We start from the raw sequence: 26,282 nt of genomic DNA, 5'->3' as shown, positions 1-26,282 counted from the left end.
GCTCTCCTTTTGGTTTCGGTATTGAGCCTGCCGCCGGAAAGACTCAGGGCTTGATGTAAGCGTATCCTTGAGCCGGTTTCTGAACTATTTCGGTGATCCCTGCCGGCACCACGGTAACAAAGGCGGGCAGCTTGTTTTCACTGATGTTGTATTTTCTTATTCTTAATGCGTTCCGGCAGGCAATAAAAGTTACTCCCTGTTCATGCAATTTCTCCATCTCTTTAATTAAATCCTGCTTGCCCAGGCTGTATACAAGCACGCCGAGGCCGTTGGCCATCACCAATAGGAAATTATTGCCTGAAAAAACCCATTAAACACCCCCCTGTGTTACTTTCCCTTTCAAATTAGTGTGTACACCGGTAATCTCTTTTATTGGTAATTAAAGGTAATTACATAATCCTGGCTTTGTTCGCCCCTTGACCCAGCAAGGCGGGACGACCCAACGCCCTTTCCTATTGCAGGGTTCTAACCAGTTCGATGATCACTGCCTCCTCTTCACAGTTGGGGAACTTGGGGCAGTTGATACACTCCTTCCACACCTTCTGGGGCAGCTTTTCCTTGGGGATGGGCTGAAAACCGCACTTGATAAAAAAGCCCGACTGGTAAGTAAGGGCAAAAACCCGGGGAAGCCCCAGTTCCCGGGCTTCCTCGAGAAAGGATTGCACCAGGCGGCGTCCGATACCCCGGCAGGTGTAGCGAGGGTCTACCGCCAGGGCCCGGATTTCCGCCAGGTCTTCCCAGATGATGTGCAGGGAGCCGGCTCCTACAATCTGCCCTTTTTCTTCGGCTACCGTAAATTCCCTCACGGCCTCATACAAAGCGGAGCGGGGACGGGCCAGCATCAGTCCCTGGTCCGCGTAATAATTGATTAACCTGTGCACCGATTCCATATCGGTAATTCTGGCCTTGCGAATGTTCATCCTTTTCGGTTCTCCTCTTCTCACATCTCTTGAGCATAAGCCACGGCGTTGCGGAAAATGGGCAGGCCGTGGGGTTCGTGGAATTGCCGGCGCCGCCAGTTGGGGTGCTGGGTGAAATCCACGAAACGTTCCGGATGGGGCATCAGCCCCAGCACCCGGCCGCTGGGATCACAAATGCCGGCAATGGCGGCCAGAGAGCCATTGGGGTTGTGGGGATAAATGCTGGTGGGGTCACCGTTGCTGGTGGCGTAACGGAAAACCACCTGCTTGCCCGCTTCGATGCTGGCCAGAGTCTGGGCATCGGTATAAAATTTGCCTTCACCGTGGGCGGCCTGAAAATGCAATACCCGGCCGGCCAGTCCTCGCGTAAAGATACAGGGCGTATCTTCCACACGCAGGTGAACCCAGCGGCACTCAAAGCGGCCGCTGTCGTTGTGCATGAGGGTGGTCCTGATATCCCCTATTTTAGCTGCAGGCAAAAGTCCCGTACGGACGAGCACCTGAAAACCGTTGCAAATCCCGAGTACCGGCTTGCCGCTGTCCACAAATTCCTGTAACTGCTCCTTTAGGAAAGAGGTCAGTTCCACGGCCAGTATTTTGCCCGAGTGTACGTCATCCCCGTAGGAAAAGCCACCGGGAATAACCAGGATCTGATACTCGGTAAGCTTTTTCTCTCCTGCTCGCAGCTGGTTGACGTGCACCAGATGGGGGTCCCCCCCCGCCCGTTCAAAGGCATAACCGGTTTCCCGGTCGCAGTTGGTGCCATCGGTACGCAAAACACATACCCGCGGTTTTTTCATACTCCCACCTCCCGGCCATGACCGGCGCCAGGGGTGCCGAAGACCCGGGCCATGGGTTCCTGCCAGGCCCTTTTCAGGTCGGCCAGGGGAACACTGCAAAGCCGGCGTCCCCCTTGTTCCACTACAACCGCCGGATCATCTGTGGTTTGCCCCAGCACCAGGTGTGGTAAGCCGGCAAACGTTTTTTCGGGTTTTTCTGTGGGGGTCATTTCAACCAGGAAGCACCCGCTGGTTTCGTTAAACAGGAAATAATCCGGGCGTTCACCTGCAGGGATGGTGATCCGGGCTCCCACCCCGCCGCCAAAGCACATCTCGGCCAGGGCAGCGGCCAGTCCTCCTTCGCTGATATCGTGACAGGCCAGAAGCCGTTCCTCCTGGATAGCCCGGTGAATGCCTTCCCACACTCGTGTGACAACCTCCAGGTTGATCCGGGGCAGGTTTTTACCCAGGCAACCAGCTAAATCAAAATAAACCGATCCGGCCATTTCGGAAGGATTACGCTGGCCCACCAGGACAATTAAATTGCCGGATCCCTTGAAATCGGCTGAAACGGTGCGCCTTACATCGGGAAGACGGCCAAAAACCGAAACACAGAGTACCGGTGGAATTTTGATCACCTCTCCACCGTCCCCGCGGTAAGTGCTGGACAGGCTGTCCTTTCCGGAAATAAAGGGCATTCCGGTGGCCCGCACAAAATCCACGCAGGCATCCACGGCCCGGTCCAGGGCACCCAGCGCCTCCTCATCGGGGAAGGGCCAGATGAAGTTGTCAATCAATACCAACTCTTTCGGGTTGGCCCCTACCGCCACAGCATTGGAAACCGCTTCCGTCGCCGCCCACAGGCTACCGTAATAGGGATCTATTTGATTTAAAACCGGATTTAGACCGTGGCTGATGACCACCGCGGCGGGGGAACCGAACAGGGGAGTAAGGACCACCGCGTCGTTGGGCCCGTCCTGCTCCACCCCACCAAAGGGCGCCAGGGCACAGGAGCCCTGCACTCCGTGGTCGTACATGCGCACAATGGGTTCCTTGGAGCAGACATTCAGGTGGCCCATTACCTGGCAGTAAATCTCATCCCAGTTTTCAGGAATTGACATTTGCGGGTCTGCCAGCGCCGGCTGTTGCCAGCGGGCGGTGAGGACCCGTTTGGGCAGGCCGTGGTGGAGAAATTCCATATCCAGATCGCAAATTGTTTCATTCTCATAGGTAACCACCAGTCGCCGGTCGGAAGTAAATTCCGCCAGCACGGTAGCTTCCACGTTCAGCCCCCGGCAAATCTCCAGCAGCCGCTCCAGATTTTCCGGGGATACGGCTATGACCATGCGCTCCTGGCTTTCGGAAAGCCATATTTCCCAGGGCTTAAGCCCCTGGTATTTCAAAGGCACTCTCTCCAGCCAGACCCTGACACCGGTCTTTTCCCCCATTTCTCCCAGGGCCGAGGCAAATCCCCCGGCGCCACAATCGGTGATGGCCCTGATTAGACCGGCTTCGCCGGCCGCCAGCACTGCATCGGCCACGCGCTTTTCTTCGATGGGATGGCCGATCTGGACGGCACTGGCATTTACCTCGGTAGTCCGGTGGGTCATTTCCCCGCTGGAAAAGGTGGCCCCGTGAATGCCGTCCCGGCCCGTCCTCCCGCCGATGACCACGGCCAAATCTCCTGGCTGGGGCTGGCCTTTCCGGCAGCGTTCCACAGGCAACAGCCCGTATGCCCCCACGATCACCGAGGGCTTGGCCCGGAAGTCACGGTGGAAGTGAACCGAGCCGTTATTGGTAGGGATGCCCATACGATTGCCGTAGTCCCGCACCCCGGCCACCACCCGGCGCAGCAGATAATGGGGGGAGAGACAACCGGGGGGAATATCTTCCCGGGGGGTATCGGGCGGTGCAAAGCAGAAAATATCTGTAGAAGCGATTACCCGGGCCCCCTGGCCCGTGCCCATAACATCCCTGAATACCCCCCCGCTACCCGTCATGGCTCCCCCGTAGGGCTCAATGGCGGAAGGGGAATTATGGGTTTCTACTTTGCCGCAGACAGCCCAACCGTCGTAAAACTCCATTACCCCGGAGTTATCAACAAATGCTGAAAGCACCAGGGGGTGGTTGGCCGTGGCGGTTGCATCCTGCAAACGTTTTAAAAATGGTTCCCTTTCCTTGCCGTCCACCAGGAGGCGCGCCTTAAAGGTTTTATGGCCGCAGTGCTCGGACCAGGTTTGGGCCAGGGTTTCTATTTCACAGTCCGTGGGATCCCTGCCGATGGCTTTAAAGTAATCCTGGATGGCATGCATTTCTTCCAGGTTCAGGAAGAGTTTGTCGCGGCTCAACTCCATCAGTTCCGCATCGCTCATCCCGCGCAGGGGGATGATTTCGGTCCGGCCCGGCTGGCCCGAGATGAGGAGGGTGGCGGGTTTTTCGGTAACCACCCGCTCCACGGTGGCATTGACCAGCAGCCGGTCAAGGATGATTTCAATATCCCGTGAATTGATGTCCGGGCCGTAGAAGCCATATTCCCGGCTGGAATCGGCGGCCACCAGCCCCTCAATCCCCAGGTCTTGGGCGGCTTTCAGCAATGAGGCGGCCTCGGGGTTCATGACCCCCGGCTTATAGGCCACTTCCACTACTACCGGAGCGTCTTTGATGATGGGGGCGTTGATGGTGTAATCCTGGAAAACTGCTTCGGCCAGCAGTTTTTCGGCCAGCAGATGGGCCTTTGACTCATCGATGCCTTCAAAACGGTAAACCTTGGCCGTACGTACCCTTTGGACTGTATTTATGCCCAGGGCATGCTTTATCTCATAGAGAACCTCCTCTCCTGCCGGATCGGGCAGAAAAGGACGGTTCATGACCCTGATCTCAACAATAGTCACCTGTATTGCCACCTCCTGGATGAAGACTTCAGGAAAAAGAAATTTCCCGGCGGCGCGCCGCCGGGAGCATAACTCCCAAAGAAATTGTAGTATACTTGTGCCGGAAAAACAAGAGTCTTCTCTTAGCGAACAATAAACAATTATCAATTTTAAAAGTTTATTGAAATTGCGTTGGTGAGAAGATAGAAGTGTTGACTGTTATGGTACCTGCTTAGAGAATTTAAGGAGGAAGAATGCATGTCCATCACCCTGTCCATACCCAAAACCTCCCTGGTGGTTTTGTGTGGTTCCGCCGGATGCGGTAAATCCACTTTTGCCGCCCGCTGGTTTAAGGATACCCAGATTGTCTCCTCCGACCGTTGCCGGGCGCTGGTTAGCGATGAGGAAGAAAACATGGCTGCCTCACCGCAGGCTTTTAAAGTGTTTCATTGTCTCATTGAGCAACGTCTGGCCCTGGGGCGGTTGACGGTAGCCGATTCTACCGCTTTAACTGCCCGCGCCCGCCGGGATTTGTTGAAACAAGCCCGCCGGCATGATTTCCAGGCCGTCCTGATCGTGTTTAATTTTCCGGAAAAGCTCTGTCAAAGGCTTAATGCCGGGCGACGGCGGGTGGTGGAATCCCGGGTGATTACCGAACACCAGCGCCTGCTCCGGGAGAGCTTATCCACCGTGCACCGGGAGGGCTTTGACCAGGTGTACATCCTCGACCCTGAGGAGGCACGCCGCGCCCGGGTCGAAATCGTCCCTTTGCCCGTGGAATCACCGGCCAGGGGCCCCTTTGATCTCATCGGTGATGTTCATGGCTGCCTGGTGGAATTGGAGGATCTCCTTACACGGTTGGGTTACCGGCGCCGGGGGAAAATCTGGTTTCACCCGGAAAACCGGAAGGTGGTTTTTCTGGGTGATCTGGGGGACCGGGGACCCTTTAACCTGGCCGCCATTAACCTGGCCATGGATATGGTGGAGGCGGGGCACGCCCTGTATGTGCCGGGAAATCACTGCAAAAAACTGGCCGGGTTTCTTTCCGGGCGCCGGGTACAGGTGCGCCACGGTCTGGAAAAAACCACCCGGGAACTGGAGCGATTAAGCTCGGCGGAACGGGACGCCTTTGCCCGGCGTTTTTTGCAATTCTTCCACCGGGCTGTTCCCTATCTTATTTTGGATGAGGGGCGGCTGGTGGCGGTTCATGGTGGAATTAAAGAGAAAATGATTGGCCGCCTTTCTCCCCGTATCAGGGATTTCTGCCTTTATGGCGATGCCACCGGGGAAGTAACTCCGGAGGGTTTACCCGTGCGGCGGGACTGGGCCAAAGAATACCGGGGGCAGGCACTGGTGGTTTATGGACATACACCGGTACCCCTGCCTGTTTTTCGTAACAACACCATTGATATTGATCAGGGTTGCGTTATGGGGGGAAAATTAACCGCCCTGCGTTATCCGGAACGGGAGATCGTACAGGTGCCGGCCAGGCAGGTTTATTATGCCCCCGTGAAGAGCCTGGCCGGGCGGGTGGCGGCAAAATAAATTTTTACTAGTACCCCGGATAAGGTGGTGTTACAATATAGGAGTAATTTAGCATTGACGGGGGAAAATATTGATGGCTGATCTGCCGGAAGTGGAGATATATACCGATGGTGCCTGTAGCGGCAATCCCGGACCCGGTGGCTACGGGGTGGTGCTGCGCTACGGCAACCACGTTAAAGAGCTATCCGGGGGATATGCGCAGACCACCAATAACCGCATGGAATTAATGGCCGTAATTGAGGGGCTGAGAGCGCTGAAGCGGTCCTGCCGGGTCACCATATATACCGACAGCCGGTATATTGTGGATGCCATGACCCGGGGATGGGTCAGACGCTGGCAGGCCAACGGCTGGCGCCGGGAGAACGGCGAGCCGGCCAAAAATGCAGATCTCTGGCAGCAAATTCTTTCCCTGGCCAGCAGGCACCGCATCACCTGGGTTTGGGTAAAGGGCCACGCCGACAATATCTACAATAACCGCTGCGATCAGCTGGCGGTGCAGGCCAGCCGCCGGGATTCTTTGCCCGTGGATCCGGGTTTTCAAGCATGATAAGAGACAGGTCTATCCAACGGGCTTTTCATTAAAGGTCACACCGCCATTGAAAACAAAAATATCGTTATGGAGGTGCTCTTGCTATTGCACCGTGTCAAACGCAAGGGGCAGGTGAGCCGGGTGCACATCTTGCTCACGGGAGAAAATCCGGGGGAAGAGGCCAGGGTAAGTCAGCCCGGCCCTAACCAGGAAGTTGAGGGCTTCCAGCTGAACACCGCCGGTGGGCCCCTGGATGAAGAATTCCGGGAGAAAGGCCCCCGCCGGGATTAAACACAGGCTGGGCCATCACCAGATGGCCGAAAAGAACCAGATGATCATCCCTATCTCCAGCACCAGTTTGATGGCCGTCCCCCCTGCAAGGCCGACCAGGGAACCCCAGCCGGCCAGAATGGCTTGAGTTAAGGGTTTACGGGCGAGTAACTCCCCAATTACCGCCCCCACCAGGGGGCCAAAGACCATACCCATGGCTCCAAATAAAATTAATCCCAGGATTATGCCGGCCACGCTACCCCAGATGGCATAACCGGAACCGCCGTAGCGGCGTACCGCCCATGCTCCCGCCAGGTAATCCAGAGCCAGTACCAGGGCCACAGCCAGTGCCTGGCCCAGGTAAAAGCCCCATTCCAGGGTAGAGAAACCGGTGGCAAGGCCGTAAACCAGCATTCCCAGCCAGATGAGCGGTGCGCCGGGTAGAGCCGGCACCACCGTCCCGGCCAGGCCGGCAGCAAAGAACAGGCACGCCAGCACCAGACCCAGGAGGGACATTTCAACATACCTCCCCTGTTTTTTTTGATTTATATGCAACGTTCGACAGCCTATGATGCTTCCCTTTAAAAATAGGGGCCGGTTTTCCAAACCGGCCCCACAAACCATTTTAAATTGCCCTTCCTAAACCGTTGACCCTTGCCGGCGTGCCCCCCGCCAGGGGGAACCTTTAAATTTTGCACCCCTTAGTGCATTTTTTGCAACTGCCCTGGCAGCACTGCAATGTCCATAGAAGGTGGTTGCAGCGGGGGCAGCGGACAGCGTTAACATCAGCTGCTTTATAACCGCAACAAGGGCAGGTGCCTTTCGACCATTGCATGCCCTACCTCCCTCCCCATGTACTAAGTGGCGGCTACCGGTAGCACCGTTACGCCCCTACCCCGGAATATTGGTGGTCGGTTTGGTCCGGCGCAGAAACATGCACATTCCCACAATGGCCAGGGTAAGGGCCGCGAAGACCAGTATTACGGGCAGAACCTGTACTTTATCGCCGGCTGGGCTGAAGAGCCGGGCCAGCTGGGCCACCAGGCCGCCAACGAGAAATGCCGCTACCCAGCTGCTCCCCCAGATGAAAAGCGCTTCCTTTTTGGTCCGTTCCTTAAAAATCACCAGTATGGAGGCAATGCAGGGTACGAACAGGGTGATGGTGATCAGGGCCACAATAGTTTGTAGCGGGGTTAAAGCCAGGTCCGTCAACCCGGCAGCCCCGAAATCGCGCCTTACAATCCCCATAATGAAGGCCGTGGCCGCCTCGCGGGGCAGATTCAACCAGCCAACGGTAAGAGGAGCCAGGAGGTTTTGCAAGAACTCCAGGATTCCCGTTACCTGAAAGATACTGATGATCAGTGCCCCCAGGGCGAAGAGCGGTGCAGCTTCCTTAAGGAAATGGTATGACTTGGTACCGGTCTTCTTTAACACATTATCCAGCCGGGGCAACCTCAGGGGAGGCAGATCGATGAACAGGTCAGCTGATTTACCCGGCAAAAGGGTGGACAGCAATGTGCCGGCCATCACCAGCACGCTGAAGATCACCAGGGCATACAGGGCCAGGTACTGTGGTCCCAGTGTGGCCAGCATGCCGGCGATAACGCCCAGCTGGGCCGAGCAGGGAATGGTTAACCCCAGCAGAAAGATGGCGATCTTTCTCTCCCGGTCCGAAGATAAGAGCCGGGTGGTGATGGTGGCCATGGTTACGCAGCCAAAACCCAGAATAATGGGGATTACTCCCCTGCCATTTAACCCAATGGAGGTTAACAAACGGTCGACCAGGGTGGCAATCCGGGGTAAATAACCCGAGTCCTCGAATAAAGACAGGAAGAAGTAGAACCCCACCACCAGAGGCATCAACAATCCCAACAGGTAGGTCACCGTCATGGTGAGCAAACCGAACTCGCCAATCAAAATGGTACCCGGTATCGAAGACTGGGGTATAAATTGTTCGACGAATTGACGCACTGCAGGCTCATATATGCCCTGCATAATGGTTTCCTCGGTAATACCCACCACCGTTCCGGCAATAAAAACACCGATGGCTTTGTACATCGCCCAGAGGGCCAAGAACAGGATGGGAACCCCCGTCAGCGGCTTGATCATCCAGCGTCCCAAAGTGGCGGCCACACCGGTGCTCCGGGAGGTTTCCCGCACCACCTGCTGGCAAATCTCGTTAACCCTTTCTCTCCGGCGGCGGTAAATTTCCTCCCGCCGGGTGCCCGGCTCGCAGCCGTGGCGAGCGGCAATTACCGGGTCCCCTTCCAGGACCAGCAGTGCTTCTCCCCGGCTACCTACCCGGTTGAGCAGTTGGTTGAGCTCCTCTTCCAGTCCCGGTGTGGCCTGTCCCGGCCGGGCGTTGAAGAGTTCAGCCTTCAGGCGGTCAAATCCTTCCTTTTTCACGGCCACCGTAGGGATGACCGGCACTCCCAGCAACTGGCTTAACCGATCCACATCCACTTCAATGCCCATCCTCTTAGCATCGTCCATCATGTTCAGGGCAACGATTACCGGTACCCCGGTGTCGATGATTTGCTGGGTGAGGAAAAGATCCCTTTCCAGATGGGCGGCCGAAACAACATTGAGTACCAGATCGGCGGAAAGGATGATATCCCGGGCAATGCGTTCCTCGTCGTTAAAGGAAGAAATGCCGTAAACCCCCGGCGTATCAATCACCATGTCGGAGCCGTAACGCCCGTAGGAAATATCCAGGGTCGTTCCCGGGTAGTTGGAAACATCCACATACATGCCGGTAAAGTGATTGAAAAATACCGATTTTCCCGTATTGGGATTACCGGCCAGCACGATGCGCCGGGCCCCGGCAGGTGCTTCTATTTTCAGGCCAGGACAATGGCAGTGGGCCATGGTTAAAAACTCCCTTCCACTTCGATCTGCCGGGCCAGTCCGCGGCCGATAGCGATTTCCTGACGGTTTTTACTAATCACTACCGGTCCAGCAGGTATTACTTCACAGCAGGTCACAACTTCCCCTTCGGCGATACCAAAACGCAGGGCTTGTGCCCGAATCAGTTCAGATGGTATGGATAAAATGCGGCAACGCTGACCTCTTTTCATGCGATCCAGGGTCACGGTAAATCCCTCCTTATGTAGATAAATGCATGGATATGAGAATCATTATCGTTTCATGGTGATGACCTTCCCCCGACAGCAGGTTTTAGCGAGAAGCTGTGAGAATGAATCTCAATCCAAATACAGTTTAATTCTCCTGTCTGCTCCTGTCAAGATATTTTTAAGAAAATAACGGGGTATAAAACCCCGTTTAGACTAGTTTTTACAGATCGTCATCCGCTTTCGCGCATTCAGTGCAAGAATTGGAGGAAAGATCGGCTTCTGCCGGACAGGTACCTGTGCTCTCCAGGGCCGGACATTGGGCAGTATCGTTCCTGCGTTCCGCTGCGCGAGTGGTTTTGTCATCACGGGACATGATTTTTATCACCTCCTGGAACATATTTTGTCCCCAGAGGCACAAAAAAAAGCTAACGAAAAATGGTATTAGTTCTTAAACTAGATTCAAATTGTTTAACAATTGTTGCATGGCCTGCCAGGAATTTTTTTTCAGGAGGTCTATGTCTTCTGCCTGTGCCCTTTCCACATGGAGTCCGGCTACCACCACCACCGGCTGGGAGCAGGCTTTGGCCAGTTCTTCGGCCAGGGGTTTGGCTATTTCGTCGTCCTTGTGTCCCAGTCTGGGTACCACCGTGGAGGTACAGCTTAAGCGGCCAGGATCGGCCAGGCTGGGGCGGGGAATGCTCAAAACCACCGCTCCGATATGGGGCTTTTCACCACCGAAAAGGGAGATCATTATTCCCTCGTCGGTCAGGGTTGCCTGCAGCTGTACCCGGTGTTTTCCTTCCCCGGCGGCAAAGAAAAGGTTTTTGATCATGGCTGCCCCCTTCCTTTCCGTCCCTTCGGAAAACCAAGCAGGTCAGGTTGCTCAACCCCTTTGCAAAGTGCTAAGACCTTAAAGATTCCTCCCATCCCTTCCGGCAGAATCAGTTTTTTTACGGCCATGACGGTGCGCGTGGTCCTTTCATCAAAAACGTAGTCCGGGGCAGACCGGGGAATGGCCTCCACTATGCCCAGGTTCAGTAAGAAGTCCATTTGGGTAGTATACCCGGCCAGGTGCAGGCCGGCCTCCCTCCCCCAGTGGATGAGGGCGGAAAAATTAACATGGGAGGTGATATCCTGCTGTCCTACGTGGTTCAGGGGATCGCTGCTCAAACGGTGTTGCCGGTAACAGCGCAAGGTGCCTTCAAAGCGGGAAGGGTGGTAAAGCTCCATGGAATCCATACCGTAGTCAATGATGAGCACAAAACCCCGCCCCAGCCCGGCCGCCACTTCCTGCAGCCATTCCCGGGCGGCCAGATTTACTTCGGCTACCTGGCCCTGGGCAAGTTTTATGCCCAGGGTGGTAAAGTATTCCCCCAGGAGGGGGGTGGAAAGTTCCCCCTCCTCCTCCACCAGCCTGCCATCACGCCAGTTGATATAAATTTCCTTGAGTCCTGACGCGGTTTGGCGCACCCGGTGGACCGGAAAGGCGTCCACCAGCTCGTTGCCGAAAATGATTCCGTTAATATAACCGGGATTTCCCACTTCAGACAGGGCATTGGCCCAGGATACCTTTTCTTCCGGGAATGGGGCCAAAAACTCTTTTTGCCGCCGGACCATTTCCGGGCTGGCTTCAATGATGTAATAGCGCACCCCTTCCCATGCCGGCCGGAAAGATGTAGCCAGCGCATTTAGGATATCCCGGGCTAAAAAGCCTTTACCGGCTCCGTATTCTACCAGCACCCAGTTTTGCGGCTGCCCCAGGCATTCCCATATCTGGGAAAACTGTTTGGCAAGCATGGCCCCGAAAAGGGGATGCACGTCGGCGCTGGTATAGAAATCACCCCGGGGGCCAATTTTTTCCCCGGGGCCGGTATAATACCCCAGTCCGGGATAATAAAGGGCTATTTGCATGAAATCTTTAAAAGTAATAGGCCCCCGGGCCTTAATTAAAGCGATAATTTTTCCCAACAGGGGGTTCAAATTACTCACCTTTATCCTAACCAGGTTTTTATAAAGATATTTTTTGCATTTTTGTCCATAATAACCCGGTGATATCTCACCGTGAAAACGCTCACACTAGAATTGCAATTAAAAAATTTTTTCCTATAAGGAGGTAAATCTATGACCATTGGCGAAAAGATGCATCAAACCCTGGCCTCTTTAGAAAGTGCGGCTGCCAATTTAAAGACCTTCTCCCTGGATACCCAGGATCAGACGGCTAAACAAATGTTTGCCAGTTATTCGCAACAGCTGGAAGACATTTGTAAGGGCCTGCGTGGACGGGTTAATTACATCGAACAGCAGGAACCCCAGTACAAAGTATTGCAACCACAGCAAAAGCAGCAGTAGCGCTAATCTCGCCTGGACGCAGCATAGCCGGAGGACGCGGGGTTTTCCCCGGGTCCTCCCTGTCTTTTAGCCAAAGTCGGGAAAAATTTTAACAGGAGGATGGTCAGAATTTATATGCTCGTACAACCGGTAAGCCGTGGGCGCATGATTATGGGACGACTAAAAAAGGGATCCGATTTACTGGCTTCCCTGACCCAGCTTTGTGTGAATGAAAATATCCAGCTGGGCGTGGTGCGGGCCATTGGGGCGGTCACCCGTGCCCGGGTGGGCTTTTATCACCAGGACCGGCGCACCTATACTTATTTGGAGTTTGATAATCCCCACGAAATCATCAGCCTCGAGGGGAATATTTCCCTTAAGGACGGGCAACCCTTCGTCCACGCTCATATAGCCCTGATGGCCGCAGACGGGCGTATGGTCGGCGGCCACCTGGCTGAAGGGACGGAGATTTTCGCCTGTGAATATGTGATCACCGAACTCCTCCATGAGCATGACCGCAATTTTGAACGGGTCTTTGATGAAGCCACGGGGCTGTACCTCTGGCCCATGGCCGGGGACTAGTTTTCCCAAAAAAGGGGCCAGGGTGGATGGCCGGCTGTAACCGTATTGACGGTTATGACCGGTTTTTTTGTTTTTCCGCCCGGGTAAGAACCCGCTTGTCCTCCACCCGCCGGGTAGTTTTTTCCCGGTCAAAATACTCTAAGAGGGGCAGCGCGTATTTCCGGGACGTTTGCAGTAAATCCCGGGTTTCCCCCACCGTGATTTCCCCCTTTTCCCGCAAATAGTCAACCAGTGCCTGCCGGGCTCTGTCCACACAGGCCGGGTGAAAGTACAGATCGTCGGCCACCCGCACCAGCATACATTTCTTGAGCAGGTATTGCAAAATCTCCTGGGCAGTATGGCTTTCCAGCCCTACCCGGCGGGTTGCCTCACCCCAGGCAGGTGGCTGGCAATTCCCCTCCCTGTAAATCTCGAGCAGCTGCTGTATTTGCTGTTCCTGTTTGGGGTTGGGCTTCGGGGTAAATTCGGTCAGGGCTACTTCCTGGGCGTAAAGCTTCACCAGACCATCCTCTTCCATAACCTGGAGAAGAGACTGAAACTGCTTGCTGTTCAACCCCGCAAACAGGCGGGAACGCATTTCTTCTTTGGGGAAACCCTCCCGCAGCGGGAAGTCCCGATGGTATTCTTGCAGCATCAAGCGCATATTTTCCGCCCACTGCAGATAGACTTCCTGAAGAAGATAATAAACCTGGTTTTCTAAAGGTATGGAGCGAACCTGCTTTTTTTCCACCAGGGAGTGCAGGGTATCCTTTACCGTGTTCTCATCCAGTCCGCTGGCCCTAACCAGTTCTTCTGCCGTGAGGATAGTCCGGTGGCTATTGAGTTGCTGAAGCAGGAGTTCTTCAGGTGTACCCTTTTCCCGGGTTAAGAGGCTTTCGATTACTTCCCGGCGCAGTCGCCGGTGTTTAGGCGCTACAGGGTCAATGATCTTACCGCCACCAATGGTGCGTACCGGGGAATAGGAACGGACGACAAACCGGTCCCCCCGCACGGCCACCGCGGGTTCCTCCAGCTCCAGCTGGGCCAGGGCCGTCTCATGCGGAGTCAGTTCATCCCGGTCCAGGAGGATTACCCGGCACATAATTTCGGCCGTTCCCAGGTGCAGGCGCACCCGGCTCCTGTTTTTCAAGGGCCTGGCCGTTCCCAGAAGCACAAAGCGAGCATCCAGGCGGTAGGAGGGGGTAAGGCTGCCGGGAGTGGCCAGGACACTGCCCCGGGGCACCTCCTCGACTTCAACTCCGGTCAGGTTTACCGCTACCCGCTGTCCGGCCCGGGCTTCTTCCACCTTCCGTCCGTGCACCTGCAGCGTGCGTACACGGGCGGCTATTTTGCGGGGCATGATTTCCAGCGCGTCCCCGGTGCGCAGTATGCCGCTCCACAGAGTACCGGTGGCTACGGTGCCAAAACCGGTGATCGAAAAAACCCGGTCAACAGGGAGGCGTACGTAACCGGTAGCCGGTTTTTCCTTGACCTCCTGCGCTACCAGATCAATGGTGCGTAAAAGCTCGTCCAGCCCCTGGCCGGTAACACTGGAAACCTCCACCACCGGTGCACCTTCGAGGATGGTACCCTTGAGGAACTCAACCACCTCTTCCCGCACCAGGTCCAGCCATTCCCGGTCCACCAGGTCCACTTTGCTCAGCACCACTACTCCCCGTGCTATTTGCAGGAGTTGGATGATATCCATATGCTCTTTTGTTTGGGGCATGATTCCTTCATCGGCGGCAATAACCAGGAGCACCAGGTCAATACCGCCTACACCGGCCAGCATGTTTTTGATAAAACGCTCATGGCCTGGGACATCTACAATGCCGGCCTGCCGGCCGCTGGGTAAGGTTAAGGAAGCAAAGCCCAGTTCAATGGAGATACCCCGTTCCTTCTCTTCCTTTAACCGATCCGTATCCACTCCGGTAAGGGCCTTTACCAGCATGGTTTTACCGTGATCCACATGGCCGGCGGTCCCGATGATCAAATGGGTCACCTTTCGACCTCCTCCCCGGGTTGAAGTGCTGCTGTGATGGCTTGAACCAGAATCTCCTCTTCTCCAGGTAAAACGGTGCGGACGTCCAGGATCAACCGGTCATCCTGTACCCGGCCCATGACCGCCGGTTCCCCGGCCCGCAATATCCTGGCCAGATTCTCGCTATCCGTTTGCCGGGGTTGTACTGTTACGGCCATGGAAGGCAGGTCAGCCGTAGGCATGGCCCCTCCCCCCACCCGGGAAATGGCAGGCTCTACCTCAATGACGGCCAGTTCCCCGACCATCTGGCGCAATTGCTCCGCCAGTTTCCGGGCCCGTTCTTCCAGCTCTGTTATGTCTACGGTGAGCATGCGTAGGGTAGGGATGTGGACAAGGGCCCGGTCGGGCTCGAGGTAGACCCGTAGGGTGGCTTCCAGGGCGGCGACGGTAAACTTGTCAATGCGTATGGCCCGGGTCAGGGGATTTTTCTTCATCTTTTCGATGTACTCTCGCCGGCCCACGATAATGCCCGCCTGGGGGCCACCTAAAAGCTTGTCGCCGGAAAAGGTGACCACATCGGCGCCAGAGGCCACGACCTCCTGTACCGTTGGTTCTGCAGGGAGTCCAAAGTGGCTTAGATCAACCAGAAAACCACTGCCCAGGTCGCTCATTACCGGCAAACCATATTCTTTGCCCAGCATGACCAGCTCGTTAACGGTAATTTCCCGTACGAAACCTACCAGGCGGTAGTTGCTGGTATGAACATGCAAGAGAAGAGCGGTCCGGTCGGTAATGGCCCGGCGGTAATCATGAGGATAGGTCTTGTTGGTTGCTCCTACTTCCACCAGGGTGGCTCCGCTTTGGGCCATCACTTCGGGAATGCGAAATGACCCACCAATTTCTACCAGCTGACCCCGGGAGACAATAACCTCCCGGCCCCGGGCCAGGGTGCTCAGGGCGAGCAAAACGGCGGCGGCATTGTTATTTACCACCATGGCTGCCTCCGCCCCGGTTAGACTGGTCAGCAACCCTTCCAGGGGAGCATAACGGGAGCCCCGGCGACCACTCTGGAGATCCAGTTCCAGGTTGCAATAGCCGGAAGCTACCATCTCTACCGCGGCCCGGGCGGCAGGAGCCAGTACGGCCCGGCCCAGGTTTGTATGCAGTACTACTCCCGTAGCATTGATCACCCGGCGCAAATTTGGCCGGGAGCGGCGGGCGGTTTCCCGGATTACTTCCCTTACTACCCGGGTGGTAATTTCTACGCGCCCCATCTCATCCTCTGCCCCATCCGCTAAAAAGGCCTGGCGCCAGCGATCCAAAACTTGCCGGACCGTTTCTACCACCAGGTTGCGGGGCTTTTCCGCCAGCAGGGCGGCCATTTCTGGTGAACGCAATACTTCGTCCACTGCCGGTAGTTTACGTAAAGCTTCCCTATTGGCCATGATCTGTATTGCCTCCGCTACCATTATCCCCAACATTATAGGGCAAGCACGTCGTTCAAAGCAAGTGCGCGGGGCATACCCGGTCGGTTTGCTCTGCCCCGCTTCACCCATCAATATTCCCGGATGATCTCATAAAAAGTGGTGCGCTGGGCCGGGATGAATCCCGCCTCCCTGATGCAGCGGATTATTTCCGGCAGCGGCACCCGGTAGTTCACTCCCGCTGCCCGGACCACATTTTCCTCCAGCATGGTGCTGCCGAAATCATTGGCTCCAAAGAAGAGGGCTATCTGGGCTATTTTGGCTCCCTGGGTGACCCACGAAACCTGGAGGTTTGGCACGTTATCCAGCATCAGCCTGGCTATGGCCAGGGTGCGCAGATAATCCACCCCGGTAGCCGTTTCTCCCCCCAACTCGGTATTTTGGGGCTGGAAGCTCCAGGGGATAAAGGCGGTAAACCCCCGGGTTTCGTCCTGAAGCTCGCGCACCCGCACCATGTGCAGCACCCGTTCTTCCGGAGTTTCCACATGACCGAACATCATGGTGGCGGTGCTTTTCATCCCCAGGCTGTGGGCGGAGCGCATTACCTCCATCCATTCGGCCCAGGAAACCTTGTACGGGCTGATAATCCGGCGGACGCGGTCCACCAGTATCTCCGCCCCTCCCCCGGGCAGGGAGTCCAGGCCGGCTTCTTTCAACCGGGCCAGTACCTCCTTTACCGGCAGGCCGGATTTCCTGGCCATGTGTACTATCTCCGGCGGCGAAAAGGAGTGAATATGGATATTGAAACGTTCCTTTATGGAGCGCAGCATGTCCAGGTAGTAGTCCAGGCCCAAATCGGGGTGCAGACCCCCCTGGATGAGCAGTTCAGTGCCTCCCGCCCGGATGGTTTCCTCGATCTTCTGAAAAAGTTCTTCCTTAGTAATTACATAGGCATCGGGATCTTTCGGATGGCGATAAAAGGCACAAAAACGGCAGCGACACTGGCATACGTTGGTATAATTAATGTTGCGGTCAATGATAAAAGTCACCCGGTTTTCCGGGTGCAATCTACGACGTACCTGGTCGGCTGCCCTGGCCAGGGCCAAAAGGTCGGCCTTTTTGAGGATTTCCACCCCTTCTTCCAGGGAGAGCCTTTCTCCCGCTACGGCTTTCTCCAGCAGAGCCGTTACCTCTGGCACTTGTCTTCACCCCAGACTAAAAGCCTGACCCTTTCTTCGATGATGCCGCTCTTGTAGGCATAGTCATAAAAAGTGAGCAATGCCCGGCGGTAGTCCCCGTCAAAGTCGTAACGGATGATGTGAAAATAATCTTCCAGTACCGGCAAGGGCAGTTCGGTGCGCCGGTGTGCTTTTTTAATAAGCGCGGGCAAATTCCCCATACCTATTTCCCGGGAGTGGTAGAGCAGTTTGGCCAGGGTGGTAGTTTCCTGGGGGTAGGTTTCGGCAAATTCCCGCCTGATTACCCACAGGGCATAAACCATCTTTTCCCCAGTGAAGTCTTTCCAGGCCTGGCCCAGGTCGGTGATGAACACCGGCATATTTTCCCGGATTACCTGCTGGTGGGCCAGCATGGCGTCGTCACCAATGAGCAGCGCCCCGTCTCCCATTTCCAGCATGGTCTTTAAATCCGCTTTCACGGGGTAGAGTTCTACCTCCACGTGGTAGTAATGTTCAAAGAGGATGCGTAGTAAAACCACGGAGGTAGCCGAGGCCGTGGTTACGCAAACCTTTTTCCCCTCCAGTTCGGTAACCGGGAGATAGCTAAAGAAAAGGACGCTGGCCACTCTGCCGTCGCTGGCTATGGATAGGCGGGGTAAAATGAAACAATCCCCGGCGTGGCGGGCGTATTCAATGGACGAAAGAGGGGTGCAGTGGAGATTTCCCTCGAAAAACATGCGGTTTAACCTGGTAGGGGGTCCCTTTACCAGTTCCCCGTCCAATGGAAGTAACCCCTCCTCCAGGGCATGGTAGACCGGCAGACAGTTCAGGTATTCTACCTGCCCCAGGCGCAACCTGGTCACTGCAACCCCTCCCAGAGTACATTATACAGGGTATCCCGTTCTACCGGTATTCGCCCTGCTGCCCGGATCATTTTAATGAGTTTTTGCTTGGGCATGTACTGGTCCGTTTCAGCACCCGCGTCGTGGGCAATTTTTTCCTCCACCACCGTGCCGTCCAGATCGTCCACCCCGAAGGAAAGGGCTACCTGAGCCAGTTTAGGGCCAATCATAATCCAAAAGGCTTTGATGTGATCGAAGTTATCCAGCATCAGACGGGCAATAGCCAGCACTTTTAAATCCTCGTAACCGGTAGTGCCGGCCAGTCCCAGGGATTCCAGCCCGGTGTTTTTGGGATGGAATGCCAGGGGGATAAAGGCCAGAAAACCGCCAGTGCGATCCTGTAATTCCCGCAGCCTGATTAAATGTTCTACCCGTTCTTCAATGGTTTCAATATGGCCGTAAAGCATAGTAGCGTTGGTCCGCATGCCCAGGCGATGGGCCGTTTCGTGCACTTCCAGCCAGCGGTCGCCGCTGATTTTGCGAGGGCAGATCCGCTCCCGCACCCGTGGGGCAAATATTTCCGCCCCTCCGCCTGGTAAGGAGTCCAGTCCGGCGTCTTTTAGCAGTTCCAGGGTTTTTTTAATGGAGAGTCCGTTGCTCCGGGCCAGGTAATCTACCTCTACGGCCGTAAAGCCCTGAATTATCGTTCCCGGCAGGGCCCGGCGCACCCGGCGCAGCATTTCCAGATAGTATTCCAGGTCCAGCGAATCATTTAATCCGCCTACAATATGAATTTCCGATACACCCTGTCCCCGGCATTCCAGCGCCCGGGTTTCAATTTCATCAAGGGTCATGGTATAGGCTCCCCGGTCGCCGGGATCCCGCCCGAAGGCACATAGGGGGCAGCGATTGATGCAAATATTCGTATGGTTGATATGCCGGTTGACAATGAAGTACGCGCGGTTGCCGTTTTTCCGCTGGCGGACCTGGTCGGCCAGGTAACCAATGGTTAAAAGATCCCCGGATTTAAATAAACGCACCCCGTCTTCAAAGCTCAGGCGTTCTCCCGCCTGCACTTTTTCGGCGATGTCCCTTAATTCTTCAAAAACAAAAAATTTGTCCATAATCTCCTTCTCCCTTAGATTTTTTTAAGTGCCTTCCCTAACTAAAAAAGGTGCAGGGGAAAGAGCACGTCTAAAAGGGTAAAGATAAACATTACTACGCTTAAAGTCCCGTTAAGATTGAAGAAAGCCACTCCAGCACGGGAAAGGTCTTGGGGTGAAACCAGGGTATGCTGTTTGAATAAAAGGACCACGGCAATCAGCACACCCGCCAGGTAAAATATTCCCAGGTTTAAGATAAAAGCCACGGAGATGAAAAATATCGGTGCGACAATGTGAAAAAAGGTTGAAATTAGTAATGCCCGTTCCAGGCCAAAACGGGCCGGAATGGAGTAAATACCGTATTTACGGTCAAAGTCATAGTCATCGCAGGCATAAATAATATCAAAACCTGCCACCCAGAAAAGAACCCCCAACCCGATGAGTACAGGGGCCAGATCAAAACGATTGGCAATGGCAATCCAGGCACCCACCGGGGCCAGCCCCAGGGCCAGACCCAAAAAAAGATGGCAGGCCCAGGAAAAACGCTTGGTAAAAGAATAAAAGGAGAGGACCGCCACTGCAACCGGAAACAGCTTAAAGGCCAGAGGGCTCAACTGGTAGGCCGACAGAAACAACAGGGCAAAGGAAAGGATGACTAAAAGCCATACTTCCTTTACGTTAACCAAGCCCCGGGGCAGAGCCCGGTTGGCTGTACGGGGATTTAGCGCATCAATATGCCGGTCAATTAACCGGTTGAGAGACATGGCGGCAGTGCGGGCCCCCACCATGGCCAGAGTAATCCAGAGCAGGTCGTGCAGGCTGGGTATTTGTTTTTGTACCAGGAGCGCACCCACATAAGCAAAGGGCAGGGCAAAAACGGTATGTTCAAATTTAATCATTTCCAGGACAATGCGTGTCTTGTGCACTACCCTATAAACCATAGCTCTCCCACTTCCTGTCTACAAGTTCCTTGATGTCTGCGCTCATCTCTATATCCGGGGGCCATTCCCTCATATGTCCTTCTCCGGGACCTTTCCGGGTGGCGTCAATGCCCATTTTACTGCCGTAATGGGGTAAGGGCGACGAATGATCCAGGGCGTCCAGGGGGCCGTCCACCATCAGGACATCCCGGCGCGGGTCGACATTATTGAATACCCTCCACATTACTTCGGAAAGGTTTTGTACATCCACATTTTCATCCACCACAATAATCAGCTTGGCCAGCATCATCAGCCCCATACCCCACAGGGCGCACATTACCTTTTTGGCCTGCCCCGGGTAATGTTTTTTAATTGATACAATAACACAGTTATGAAATACTCCCTCAAAGGGCATATTTATGTCCACAATTTCCGGTAGCTGCAGCCGCATCAGGGGCAAAAAGATGCGCTCGGTGGCCTTACCGAGATAGGCGTCTTCCATTGGTGGTTTGCCCACAATGGTCGCGGTGTAAATGGGGTTTTTACGCCGGGTAATACAGGTCAAATGGAAAACCGGGTAATGATCCGGCAGAGAATAATAGCCCGTGTGGTCACCAAAGGGTCCCTCCAGGCGGGTTTCCCGCGGGTCCACGTAACCTTCCAGGATGATTTCGGCATTGGCCGGAACCTCCAGGTCCACCGTTTCACAGCGTACCAGTTCCACCGGTTCCTTGCGTAAAAAACCGGCAAAGAGCATTTCGTCGATTCCGGAAGGCAGAGGGGCCGTCGCCGCATAAATAACAGCCGGGTCGGCACCAATGGCCACTGCTACGGGCATGGGCCCATCATAGTTTCGCACATGTTCTGCCCCTCCCTTATGGATGTGCCAGTGCATACCCGTGGTACGTTCGTCGAAAACCTGCATGCGGTACATACCTACATTGCGCCGTCCCGTAAGAGGGTCCCGGGTGAAGACCAGGGGCAGGGTGATAAATGGCCCTCCATCCCGGGGCCAGCATTTGAGCACGGGCAGTTCTTTCAAGGAAGGGTTATCCCGGATAATTACTTCCTTGCAGGGACCGGTCTTCACTATTTTGGGTATAAACGAGGACAACTGGGCCAGCTTCGGTATGGCTTTTAGCTTATCTATGAAAGTTACAGGCAGTTCGGCAGGTTGCAAAATACTAATTAATTCTTCTCCAATCTGATCCAGGTTTTCTACCTCCAGGGCCAGACACATCCGTTCCAGGGAACCAAAGGCATTGGTCAACACGGGCATATCGTAACCCCGCACATTTTCAAAAAGCAATGCCGGCCCGCCGGCTTTGCAAACCCGGTCTGTAATCTCGGTTATTTCCAGTTCCACATCCACTTCCGTGGTGATTCTTTTTAACATCCCCCTCCTTTCCAGTACAGAAAGGAAGGCCCGCAAATCTTTATAAGCCATGACACTACCTCCGCCTTAAACCACGGTACCCACGTGTACGGTAACAATTCCCCCGGTAAGTTCGTAGTAGCGGGCATCTGCCAGGCCCACATCACGAAAGAGCTCTTTGATTTCCCGTTGATGGGGAAAATCCTTTAAGGAATTGGGCAGGTAGCTGTACGGGCCATCGAAGCCGATTCCCAGACGTCCTAGAAGGGGTACCAGGTGATTGAAATAAAAGTAATAGAGCTGCTTGAAAAGGGGGGCGCTGGGTTTGGACAATTCCAGGGATACTACTTTGCCCCCTGGCCGGACCACCCGCGCCATTTCACTTATGGTTTTGCGGATATCCGGTACATTGCGCAGGGCGAAGCCAATAGTGGCACAGTCAAAGGTATTATCCGGGAAGGGCAAATTAATGGCATTTCCCTGCACAAACTGGATTTGTTCGGAAAAGGGAGTTTTTTTAACGTTTTCCCTGGCCTTTGCCAGCATGTTTTCACAAAAATCCAGCCCTACCACCCGGCCCCGGGGTCCGGCCAGGCGCGCCTGCTCGATGGTGAGCATCCCCGTCCCGCAGCAGACATCCAGGCCGTAGCCTCCCGGCTGCAGGCCGGTCTGGGCGGCGGCGAAACGGCGCCAGTACTTGTCCCGGTTAAAGCTCAAAGCGGTGTTCAAAAGGTCGTAGCGGTGGGCAATGGAAGAAAAGATGGCATGTACATATTCTTCTTTGCTGCGATAGGGTGATGGAATGTGGACCATTAATCTTGCTCCTTTTTGCTTATCCTACCTGGACGGCCAGTCCCGCGTTTTGTTTTTGGAAAAGCAGGATTAATTGTTCTAAAATATCGCGACTTTCCCCTGGGGGAAGACCAGTCAGAGCCAGGAGGGCTTCCTCAAGGTAGCCGTTGGTTTCCTGGGCATATTCGCTTAGTCCCACGGCCATACCAAAGCTTGTTCCCAGCCTGTCCAGCGCTTTTTGTTCCCGTTCCGACGCACCGGCCAGGTGGCCAGCCAGCCGGCAGCCGCCGCCAAAAAGGATGGCCGTTTCCTTGTAGACAATTTGTTTGAGCACATCCGCATTTGGCGGCCCATCTTCACTTTTGACACGCAGGATACCGCCCTCACTCATTTCACAGATTATTCCAGAAAGGGGTTTTAAGTACTTCACCACACCGTAGTCGCACAGGCATGTAAAAAACCGGCTGTAAAAGTAGTCTCCAACCAGCACCGGAAACTGGTAGCCGTCTGTCGGGTCCCCCGGTCCGGGGCACTCCCGGACATTACGGTGTATGCGGGCAGCCAGGTAAATGAACTGTATGACGGCTGCCAGGGCAACGGCCTGGGAGTTTAGAGGCGCAAAAATCCTGGCCGACAACAGTACCAGGGCGGGGCGGATGATGTCATGAAAACTGCCGGGTACCAAACGGGCAAACCTGCCAAGGTGCCCGGCCCGGATCTGATAGGATTTGGCCAGTATGTTTTGCGCTTGCTGAAGTTCTGATTTAATGGGGGCGAGTACCCGGTCGAACATTTTAGACCTCCTTTTTACCCTAACTTAGTATTAATTCGTTACGGCTAAAAAATTTCCTTCCCGGTGTGAAAAATGGCCGAAAAATGCAGTGAGCCCTGCAATCTTTTTTCAGATCGCAAGGCTCACTAGCCCTTGGTTAGCCGGGTACTAATAAAAATCCCCCTCCTAAAGATTGACAGCTACCTGTTGCTCAGCCACTTGTTCAGCCACGGGAAAGATACCGCGTTTGGTTTCTCTGGCCGACATGTGCTTGGCACGAAATTGGCTGGTCAGGTAGTTGCAGGCATCCCAGGGATCGACCTTATCACCACAGGTAAACACATCAACCGCTGCATAACCCAGCTCCGGCCAGGTATGGATGGCCAGGTGGGACTCGGAGATAACCACCACGCCGCTGACTCCCTGCGGGCTGAATTTATGGAACACGCATTCTCGTACTTCCGCTCCTGCTTCGAGGGCTGCATTAACCATGATTTCTTCCACTTTTTCGATGTCGTTGAGGATGTCGAATTCGCAGCCATAAATTTCAGCCAAGACATGGCGGCCCAAGTGTTTCATCTTAGTTATCTTCCCCCTTTGACCCAAAATATTATTGGAATCAAGCCACCTGACAAACTCGACATTTGTCAGGATTGGCCAATTCCAATCAAGTTCAATTGTAGCATAAGATTTGTGGTTGTCAAATAAAATTTTAAAGGTCCTAATAGGGTTCTTTTACATTTTTGGTGTTTCTTCACCAATCTCTTTGAGTACCAGATAAACCATGGGCGGGGCGCCAAAAACCATGGTGGTGGCTGCGGCCACTATACCCGAATCATTAAAAATCAGGGCCAGGATACTGGCCGTCGTAACGCCAACAAAGCCTCGAAAGAGGTCGGGATATTTGCTCCTGATGGCCGCCATCACGCCTACCGGCCGGTGAAAGAGCAGCACCAGGCTGCCCAGGCTGGCCAGGAAAATGCGGCTCCAGATGGTGTAGCGGACCAGTTTGATGTTCAACTCCGACTTGCGCTGGATAATATCCAGCACTACCGGCCAACCGCCCTGTAATACCAGGGCCGTGTTACGTCCGATGTGGGACTGCAGCCAGGGCGGGCGATGGAGATCGTAAATCATAAAGGCCACCAGCACGGCCACCAAACCCAGGCCAATCCGGATAACGTTGTGAATGGTCAGGGACCGGCCTGTGAGCAGTAAAAAGGTAGTAAAGAGCGCACCGGTTGCGGCTATGGTCCCCCCCACATTGGTACCCAGTTGCGGGGCGGCCAGGATATAAATGGTGACCAGGTAAAGTACCCCGGTAAAGAGCAACAGGGGTTTCCGCCGGTGGGGTAAACGGGTTAGCAGGGTTGTAGAGCCTATGATCATTGAACCGATGAGAATACCCATGTATTCATTGCCAATACCGTAAAAGCGGGCGCCAACAATGGGGTCGTATCCCATAATGGCTGTTTTTTGCAGGGATCCTCCCAGTACGGCATCCAGTAAAATCATTCCGCCATTGGCAAAGCAAAGAAAGATAAAGGGATCCAGATGCCACCTGCGATGCATAAAAACCGTTAACAGAGTAATAAGAACGGTTAACGTTACCATTTCTAGAACAACCACCCCGGCCGTCGGCTGGGGCAGTAAAGGCAGCAGCAAATAGACCAGGGGTACCACCATAACCGAGAGCAAAAAGGGTTCCAGCACCTGGCCCAACCTGGTGCGCCGCCAAAAAATGCAGTAAAGGGATACCAAAAGCAGAATGAGCTGATAAAAGATATACCCCTTTTGTATGTTCGGGCGGATATTGTACGTAAGACTGAGCTGGTTTAGCATACGCTCCAAAAGCCCGATTTGACCCTTTTCGGGAGCCGTTACCCGCATGGGCTGGCCGGTCATTTCCCCGGGTACCCCTATTCTTAGAAAGTGCAAAACTGTTGGGGCAATGTCGGTGTTCATCACCACACCGGCCCTTTTGGTGGTGGGAGAAGATAGCATACCGGGAGTAACCCCCGCCCCAACGGCCATGATGGGAGTCAGGTAATTTGAACCGCCCGAAATGCCTTTCCCGGGTGTGGGGGAAACGATAAGCAACAGGTCCCGGTGCGGATCAAGCCGCGAAGCCAGTTTCCCGATAAATTGATCCACCCTTTCTAAAGTTAACCGGCGCTGTTTGTCCATCACTTTATCCAAAACATCGCCGCGCATTTCATCCAGCCGCGAGAGATCCCCCAGTTCAAGAACAGCCAGAGATACCTCCGGTGGTAGCCGGTCAAAAGCGTGCAACAGCTTTTCGTAATCGGTACGTAGCCCCCCCGGGAAGGAGGGATCACTGGCCAGCATCGCCGTACCTACATTGCCGTAATCTACCACGCCGCCTTCATCCATGGCTATGCTCAGTGCCTGCCGCCGCAGCCCCTGGGGAACGTCGGCATTTCCTAAAACGGCGGTTTTCAAGCCCGCTTTATGCAGAGCAGAGCCCAAAGCGCCCGGTATGGCTGGATAGGGCAGTTGCTGGTTTTGTTTGTGAATGCGCACAATACCTACCTGGACCAACGCGTCGGGTTCCACAACCATGCCCGTGCGCCGGTAAAACTCCTCGCCGGCGGTACCCCTTTCTAATTTCTCCCGGGCGTTGAAGCCCAGAGCAGCCGTGCCGTTAGCAGTAACATGCGCCCCGGCTCCAATGGTAGCATAGGTGTTTTCCGGGGTTAAGGCCCCTGCCGTATTGCCGTTCATCAGTCCCAATGCACCCTGTTGCTGCAACTTTTGCAGATGGGGCAAATGCTTTAAATCGGACAGGCCCAACCGATCCACAACAACCATGACTACCCTGCCCCCACGGGGTGCAGGCATAAAGGGTTTACCTTGTTTACCTTTCGACGGCAAGGCGGCTTGCAGTGCCGGTTCAGAGCCAGCCTGCAGGGGGGCCTGGAAAAGGGCCATGAAAAAGATGAGGGCGGTAATAATGATTGACCGCCTGGTTTTCATAGTTTTCGTCACCTTTTACTCG

Annotated in this window: 26 protein-coding genes; 5 read left to right on the top strand and 21 right to left on the bottom strand. The window is 54.7% G+C overall.

The annotated features are described in order from the left end of the window. Window positions 1-43 precede the first annotated feature (43 nt). The 4 genes from D7024_RS08985 to purL all read right to left on the bottom strand — a co-directional run bounded on the left by D7024_RS08985 (window position 44) and on the right by purL (window position 4,590). The gene (locus D7024_RS08985; protein ID WP_121452528.1) at window positions 44-277 is read right to left on the bottom strand and encodes a DsrE family protein; all 234 of its coding nucleotides are present in this window, start codon (window positions 275-277) and stop codon (window positions 44-46) included. Between the two features lie 175 nt (window positions 278-452). Beyond that, window positions 453-920, bottom strand: coding sequence for an N-acetyltransferase (locus D7024_RS08980; protein WP_121451489.1), 468 nt, complete (start codon window positions 918-920; stop codon window positions 453-455). Window positions 921-940: 20 nt separating this feature from the next. Next, on the bottom strand, window positions 941-1,720 hold the full coding sequence (purQ, locus tag D7024_RS08975; RefSeq protein WP_121451488.1) for a phosphoribosylformylglycinamidine synthase I: 780 nt from the start codon (window positions 1,718-1,720) through the stop codon (window positions 941-943). Further along, window positions 1,717-4,590 carry a phosphoribosylformylglycinamidine synthase subunit PurL gene (purL, locus tag D7024_RS08970; protein ID WP_121451487.1) on the bottom strand — a complete coding sequence of 958 codons (2,874 nt, stop codon included), beginning with the start codon at window positions 4,588-4,590 and terminating at the stop codon, window positions 1,717-1,719. The genes purQ and purL overlap by 4 nt, the downstream gene beginning before the upstream one ends. Before the next feature lie 237 nt (window positions 4,591-4,827). Here purL and D7024_RS08965 point away from each other — a divergent pair, with 237 nt between their 5' ends. The 3 genes from D7024_RS08965 (at window position 4,828) to D7024_RS08955 (ending at window position 6,934) form a co-directional block, all read left to right on the top strand. Continuing rightward, a complete protein-coding gene (locus tag D7024_RS08965) occupies window positions 4,828-6,114 on the top strand; it encodes an AAA family ATPase (protein ID WP_121451486.1) in 1,287 nt (428 codons plus the stop codon). A gap of 73 nt (window positions 6,115-6,187) precedes the next feature. After that, a complete protein-coding gene (rnhA, locus tag D7024_RS08960) occupies window positions 6,188-6,661 on the top strand; it encodes a ribonuclease HI (RefSeq protein ID WP_121451485.1) in 474 nt (157 codons plus the stop codon). Window positions 6,662-6,748: 87 nt separating this feature from the next. Continuing rightward, window positions 6,749-6,934 (top strand): hypothetical protein, encoded by a 186-nt coding sequence (locus D7024_RS08955; RefSeq protein ID WP_121451484.1) that lies wholly within the window; start codon window positions 6,749-6,751, stop codon window positions 6,932-6,934. Window positions 6,935-6,949: 15 nt separating this feature from the next. Here D7024_RS08955 and D7024_RS08950 read toward each other — a convergent pair whose 3' ends face one another. From D7024_RS08950 to D7024_RS08930, 6 genes are all read right to left on the bottom strand, one after another. Beyond that, entirely contained in the window at window positions 6,950-7,429 is a 480-nt protein-coding gene (locus D7024_RS08950; RefSeq protein ID WP_121451483.1) for a DUF456 domain-containing protein, read from the bottom strand. 375 nt (window positions 7,430-7,804) lie between these two features. Beyond that, window positions 7,805-9,781, bottom strand: coding sequence for a ferrous iron transport protein B (gene feoB, locus D7024_RS08945; RefSeq protein WP_121451482.1), 1,977 nt, complete (start codon window positions 9,779-9,781; stop codon window positions 7,805-7,807). Window positions 9,782-9,783: 2 nt separating this feature from the next. Next, window positions 9,784-10,005 carry a FeoA family protein gene (locus tag D7024_RS08940; RefSeq protein ID WP_121451481.1) on the bottom strand — a complete coding sequence of 74 codons (222 nt, stop codon included), beginning with the start codon at window positions 10,003-10,005 and terminating at the stop codon, window positions 9,784-9,786. 202 nt (window positions 10,006-10,207) lie between these two features. Beyond that, complete coding sequence (locus D7024_RS14790) at window positions 10,208-10,360, bottom strand: hypothetical protein (RefSeq protein WP_165859321.1); 153 nt, start codon at window positions 10,358-10,360, stop codon at window positions 10,208-10,210. A 75-nt stretch (window positions 10,361-10,435) separates the two neighbouring features. Further along, complete coding sequence (gene lpdD, locus D7024_RS08935) at window positions 10,436-10,819, bottom strand: prenylated flavin chaperone LpdD (protein WP_121451480.1); 384 nt, start codon at window positions 10,817-10,819, stop codon at window positions 10,436-10,438. Further along, a complete protein-coding gene (locus D7024_RS08930) occupies window positions 10,816-11,967 on the bottom strand; it encodes a class I SAM-dependent methyltransferase (protein ID WP_121451479.1) in 1,152 nt (383 codons plus the stop codon). The genes lpdD and D7024_RS08930 overlap by 4 nt, the downstream gene beginning before the upstream one ends. 141 nt (window positions 11,968-12,108) lie before the next feature. Here D7024_RS08930 and D7024_RS08925 point away from each other — a divergent pair, with 141 nt between their 5' ends. Together D7024_RS08925 and D7024_RS08920 are read left to right on the top strand one after the other, a co-directional pair. After that, window positions 12,109-12,336 carry a DUF1657 domain-containing protein gene (locus tag D7024_RS08925; protein ID WP_121451478.1) on the top strand — a complete coding sequence of 76 codons (228 nt, stop codon included), beginning with the start codon at window positions 12,109-12,111 and terminating at the stop codon, window positions 12,334-12,336. Window positions 12,337-12,435: 99 nt separating this feature from the next. Further along, a complete protein-coding gene (locus tag D7024_RS08920; protein ID WP_243113738.1) occupies window positions 12,436-12,897 on the top strand; it encodes a PPC domain-containing DNA-binding protein in 462 nt (153 codons plus the stop codon). A gap of 52 nt (window positions 12,898-12,949) precedes the next feature. Here the strand turns inward: D7024_RS08920 and selB are convergent, their stop codons facing one another. From selB to D7024_RS08865, 11 genes are all read right to left on the bottom strand, one after another. Continuing rightward, window positions 12,950-14,878: a selenocysteine-specific translation elongation factor gene (gene selB / locus D7024_RS08915; RefSeq protein WP_121451477.1), complete on the bottom strand. Its 1,929-nt coding sequence runs from the start codon at window positions 14,876-14,878 to the stop codon at window positions 12,950-12,952. Then, entirely contained in the window at window positions 14,875-16,302 is a 1,428-nt protein-coding gene (gene selA, locus D7024_RS08910; RefSeq protein ID WP_207666914.1) for an L-seryl-tRNA(Sec) selenium transferase, read from the bottom strand. The genes selB and selA overlap by 4 nt, the downstream gene beginning before the upstream one ends. Before the next feature lie 110 nt (window positions 16,303-16,412). Further along, window positions 16,413-17,480: a cyclic dehypoxanthinyl futalosine synthase gene (mqnC, locus tag D7024_RS08905; protein ID WP_121451476.1), complete on the bottom strand. Its 1,068-nt coding sequence runs from the start codon at window positions 17,478-17,480 to the stop codon at window positions 16,413-16,415. Next, the gene (locus D7024_RS08900) at window positions 17,468-18,322 is read right to left on the bottom strand and encodes a menaquinone biosynthetic enzyme MqnA/MqnD family protein (RefSeq protein ID WP_121451475.1); all 855 of its coding nucleotides are present in this window, start codon (window positions 18,320-18,322) and stop codon (window positions 17,468-17,470) included. Before D7024_RS08900 ends, mqnC begins: the two co-directional genes overlap by 13 nt. Beyond that, window positions 18,319-19,425, bottom strand: coding sequence for an aminofutalosine synthase MqnE (gene mqnE / locus D7024_RS08895; RefSeq protein ID WP_121451474.1), 1,107 nt, complete (start codon window positions 19,423-19,425; stop codon window positions 18,319-18,321). The genes D7024_RS08900 and mqnE overlap by 4 nt, the downstream gene beginning before the upstream one ends. Window positions 19,426-19,466: 41 nt before the next feature. Next, window positions 19,467-20,345, bottom strand: a complete 879-nt coding sequence (locus tag D7024_RS08890; protein ID WP_121451473.1) for a UbiA-like polyprenyltransferase — start codon at window positions 20,343-20,345, stop codon at window positions 19,467-19,469. Next, the gene (locus D7024_RS08885; protein WP_121451472.1) at window positions 20,335-21,771 is read right to left on the bottom strand and encodes a menaquinone biosynthesis decarboxylase; all 1,437 of its coding nucleotides are present in this window, start codon (window positions 21,769-21,771) and stop codon (window positions 20,335-20,337) included. Before D7024_RS08885 ends, D7024_RS08890 begins: the two co-directional genes overlap by 11 nt. A gap of 15 nt (window positions 21,772-21,786) precedes the next feature. Beyond that, window positions 21,787-22,512 (bottom strand): demethylmenaquinone methyltransferase, encoded by a 726-nt coding sequence (locus D7024_RS08880; RefSeq protein ID WP_121451471.1) that lies wholly within the window; start codon window positions 22,510-22,512, stop codon window positions 21,787-21,789. Between the two features lie 19 nt (window positions 22,513-22,531). Beyond that, window positions 22,532-23,284, bottom strand: a complete 753-nt coding sequence (locus D7024_RS08875; protein WP_121451470.1) for a polyprenyl synthetase family protein — start codon at window positions 23,282-23,284, stop codon at window positions 22,532-22,534. 165 nt (window positions 23,285-23,449) lie between these two features. After that, on the bottom strand, window positions 23,450-23,842 hold the full coding sequence (speD, locus tag D7024_RS08870) for an adenosylmethionine decarboxylase (protein ID WP_121451469.1): 393 nt from the start codon (window positions 23,840-23,842) through the stop codon (window positions 23,450-23,452). Between the two features lie 156 nt (window positions 23,843-23,998). After that, entirely contained in the window at window positions 23,999-26,260 is a 2,262-nt protein-coding gene (locus D7024_RS08865; RefSeq protein ID WP_121451468.1) for a hypothetical protein, read from the bottom strand. Window positions 26,261-26,282: the final 22 nt, after the last annotated feature.

Origin of the sequence: Desulfofundulus salinus, from assembly GCF_003627965.1 — a bacterium.
GTDB classification, from domain to species: domain Bacteria; phylum Bacillota; class Desulfotomaculia; order Desulfotomaculales; family Desulfovirgulaceae; genus Desulfofundulus; species Desulfofundulus salinus.
The sequence above is the reverse complement of the archived record's forward strand: the minus strand, read 5'-3'. Positions and strand labels throughout refer to the sequence as shown.

Excerpts from the sequence above, each read along its gene's own strand:
- purQ (WP_121451488.1), bottom strand. The coding sequence starts at position 1,720 with ATGAAAAAACCGCGGGTATGTGTTTTGCGTACCGATGGCACCAACTGC.
- D7024_RS08985 (WP_121452528.1), bottom strand. The coding sequence starts at position 277 with ATGGCCAACGGCCTCGGCGTGCTTGTATACAGCCTGGGCAAGCAGGAT.
- D7024_RS08950 (WP_121451483.1), bottom strand. The coding sequence starts at position 7,429 with ATGTCCCTCCTGGGTCTGGTGCTGGCGTGCCTGTTCTTTGCTGCCGGC.
- lpdD (WP_121451480.1), bottom strand. The coding sequence starts at position 10,819 with ATGATCAAAAACCTTTTCTTTGCCGCCGGGGAAGGAAAACACCGGGTA.
- selA (WP_207666914.1), bottom strand. The coding sequence starts at position 16,302 with ATGGCCAATAGGGAAGCTTTACGTAAACTACCGGCAGTGGACGAAGTA.
- D7024_RS08875 (WP_121451470.1), bottom strand. The coding sequence starts at position 23,284 with ATGTTCGACCGGGTACTCGCCCCCATTAAATCAGAACTTCAGCAAGCG.
- D7024_RS08965 (WP_121451486.1), top strand. The coding sequence starts at position 4,828 with ATGTCCATCACCCTGTCCATACCCAAAACCTCCCTGGTGGTTTTGTGT.
- D7024_RS08885 (WP_121451472.1), bottom strand. The coding sequence starts at position 21,771 with ATGGCTTATAAAGATTTGCGGGCCTTCCTTTCTGTACTGGAAAGGAGG.
- D7024_RS08920 (WP_243113738.1), top strand. The coding sequence starts at position 12,436 with ATGGTCAGAATTTATATGCTCGTACAACCGGTAAGCCGTGGGCGCATG.
- mqnE (WP_121451474.1), bottom strand. The coding sequence starts at position 19,425 with ATGGACAAATTTTTTGTTTTTGAAGAATTAAGGGACATCGCCGAAAAA.
- D7024_RS08980 (WP_121451489.1), bottom strand. The coding sequence starts at position 920 with ATGAACATTCGCAAGGCCAGAATTACCGATATGGAATCGGTGCACAGG.
- speD (WP_121451469.1), bottom strand. The coding sequence starts at position 23,842 with ATGAAACACTTGGGCCGCCATGTCTTGGCTGAAATTTATGGCTGCGAA.
- D7024_RS08865 (WP_121451468.1), bottom strand. The coding sequence starts at position 26,260 with ATGAAAACCAGGCGGTCAATCATTATTACCGCCCTCATCTTTTTCATG.
- D7024_RS08890 (WP_121451473.1), bottom strand. The coding sequence starts at position 20,345 with ATGGTTTATAGGGTAGTGCACAAGACACGCATTGTCCTGGAAATGATT.
- D7024_RS14790 (WP_165859321.1), bottom strand. The coding sequence starts at position 10,360 with ATGTCCCGTGATGACAAAACCACTCGCGCAGCGGAACGCAGGAACGAT.
- D7024_RS08880 (WP_121451471.1), bottom strand. The coding sequence starts at position 22,512 with ATGGTCCACATTCCATCACCCTATCGCAGCAAAGAAGAATATGTACAT.
- rnhA (WP_121451485.1), top strand. The coding sequence starts at position 6,188 with ATGGCTGATCTGCCGGAAGTGGAGATATATACCGATGGTGCCTGTAGC.
- D7024_RS08925 (WP_121451478.1), top strand. The coding sequence starts at position 12,109 with ATGACCATTGGCGAAAAGATGCATCAAACCCTGGCCTCTTTAGAAAGT.
- feoB (WP_121451482.1), bottom strand. The coding sequence starts at position 9,781 with ATGGCCCACTGCCATTGTCCTGGCCTGAAAATAGAAGCACCTGCCGGG.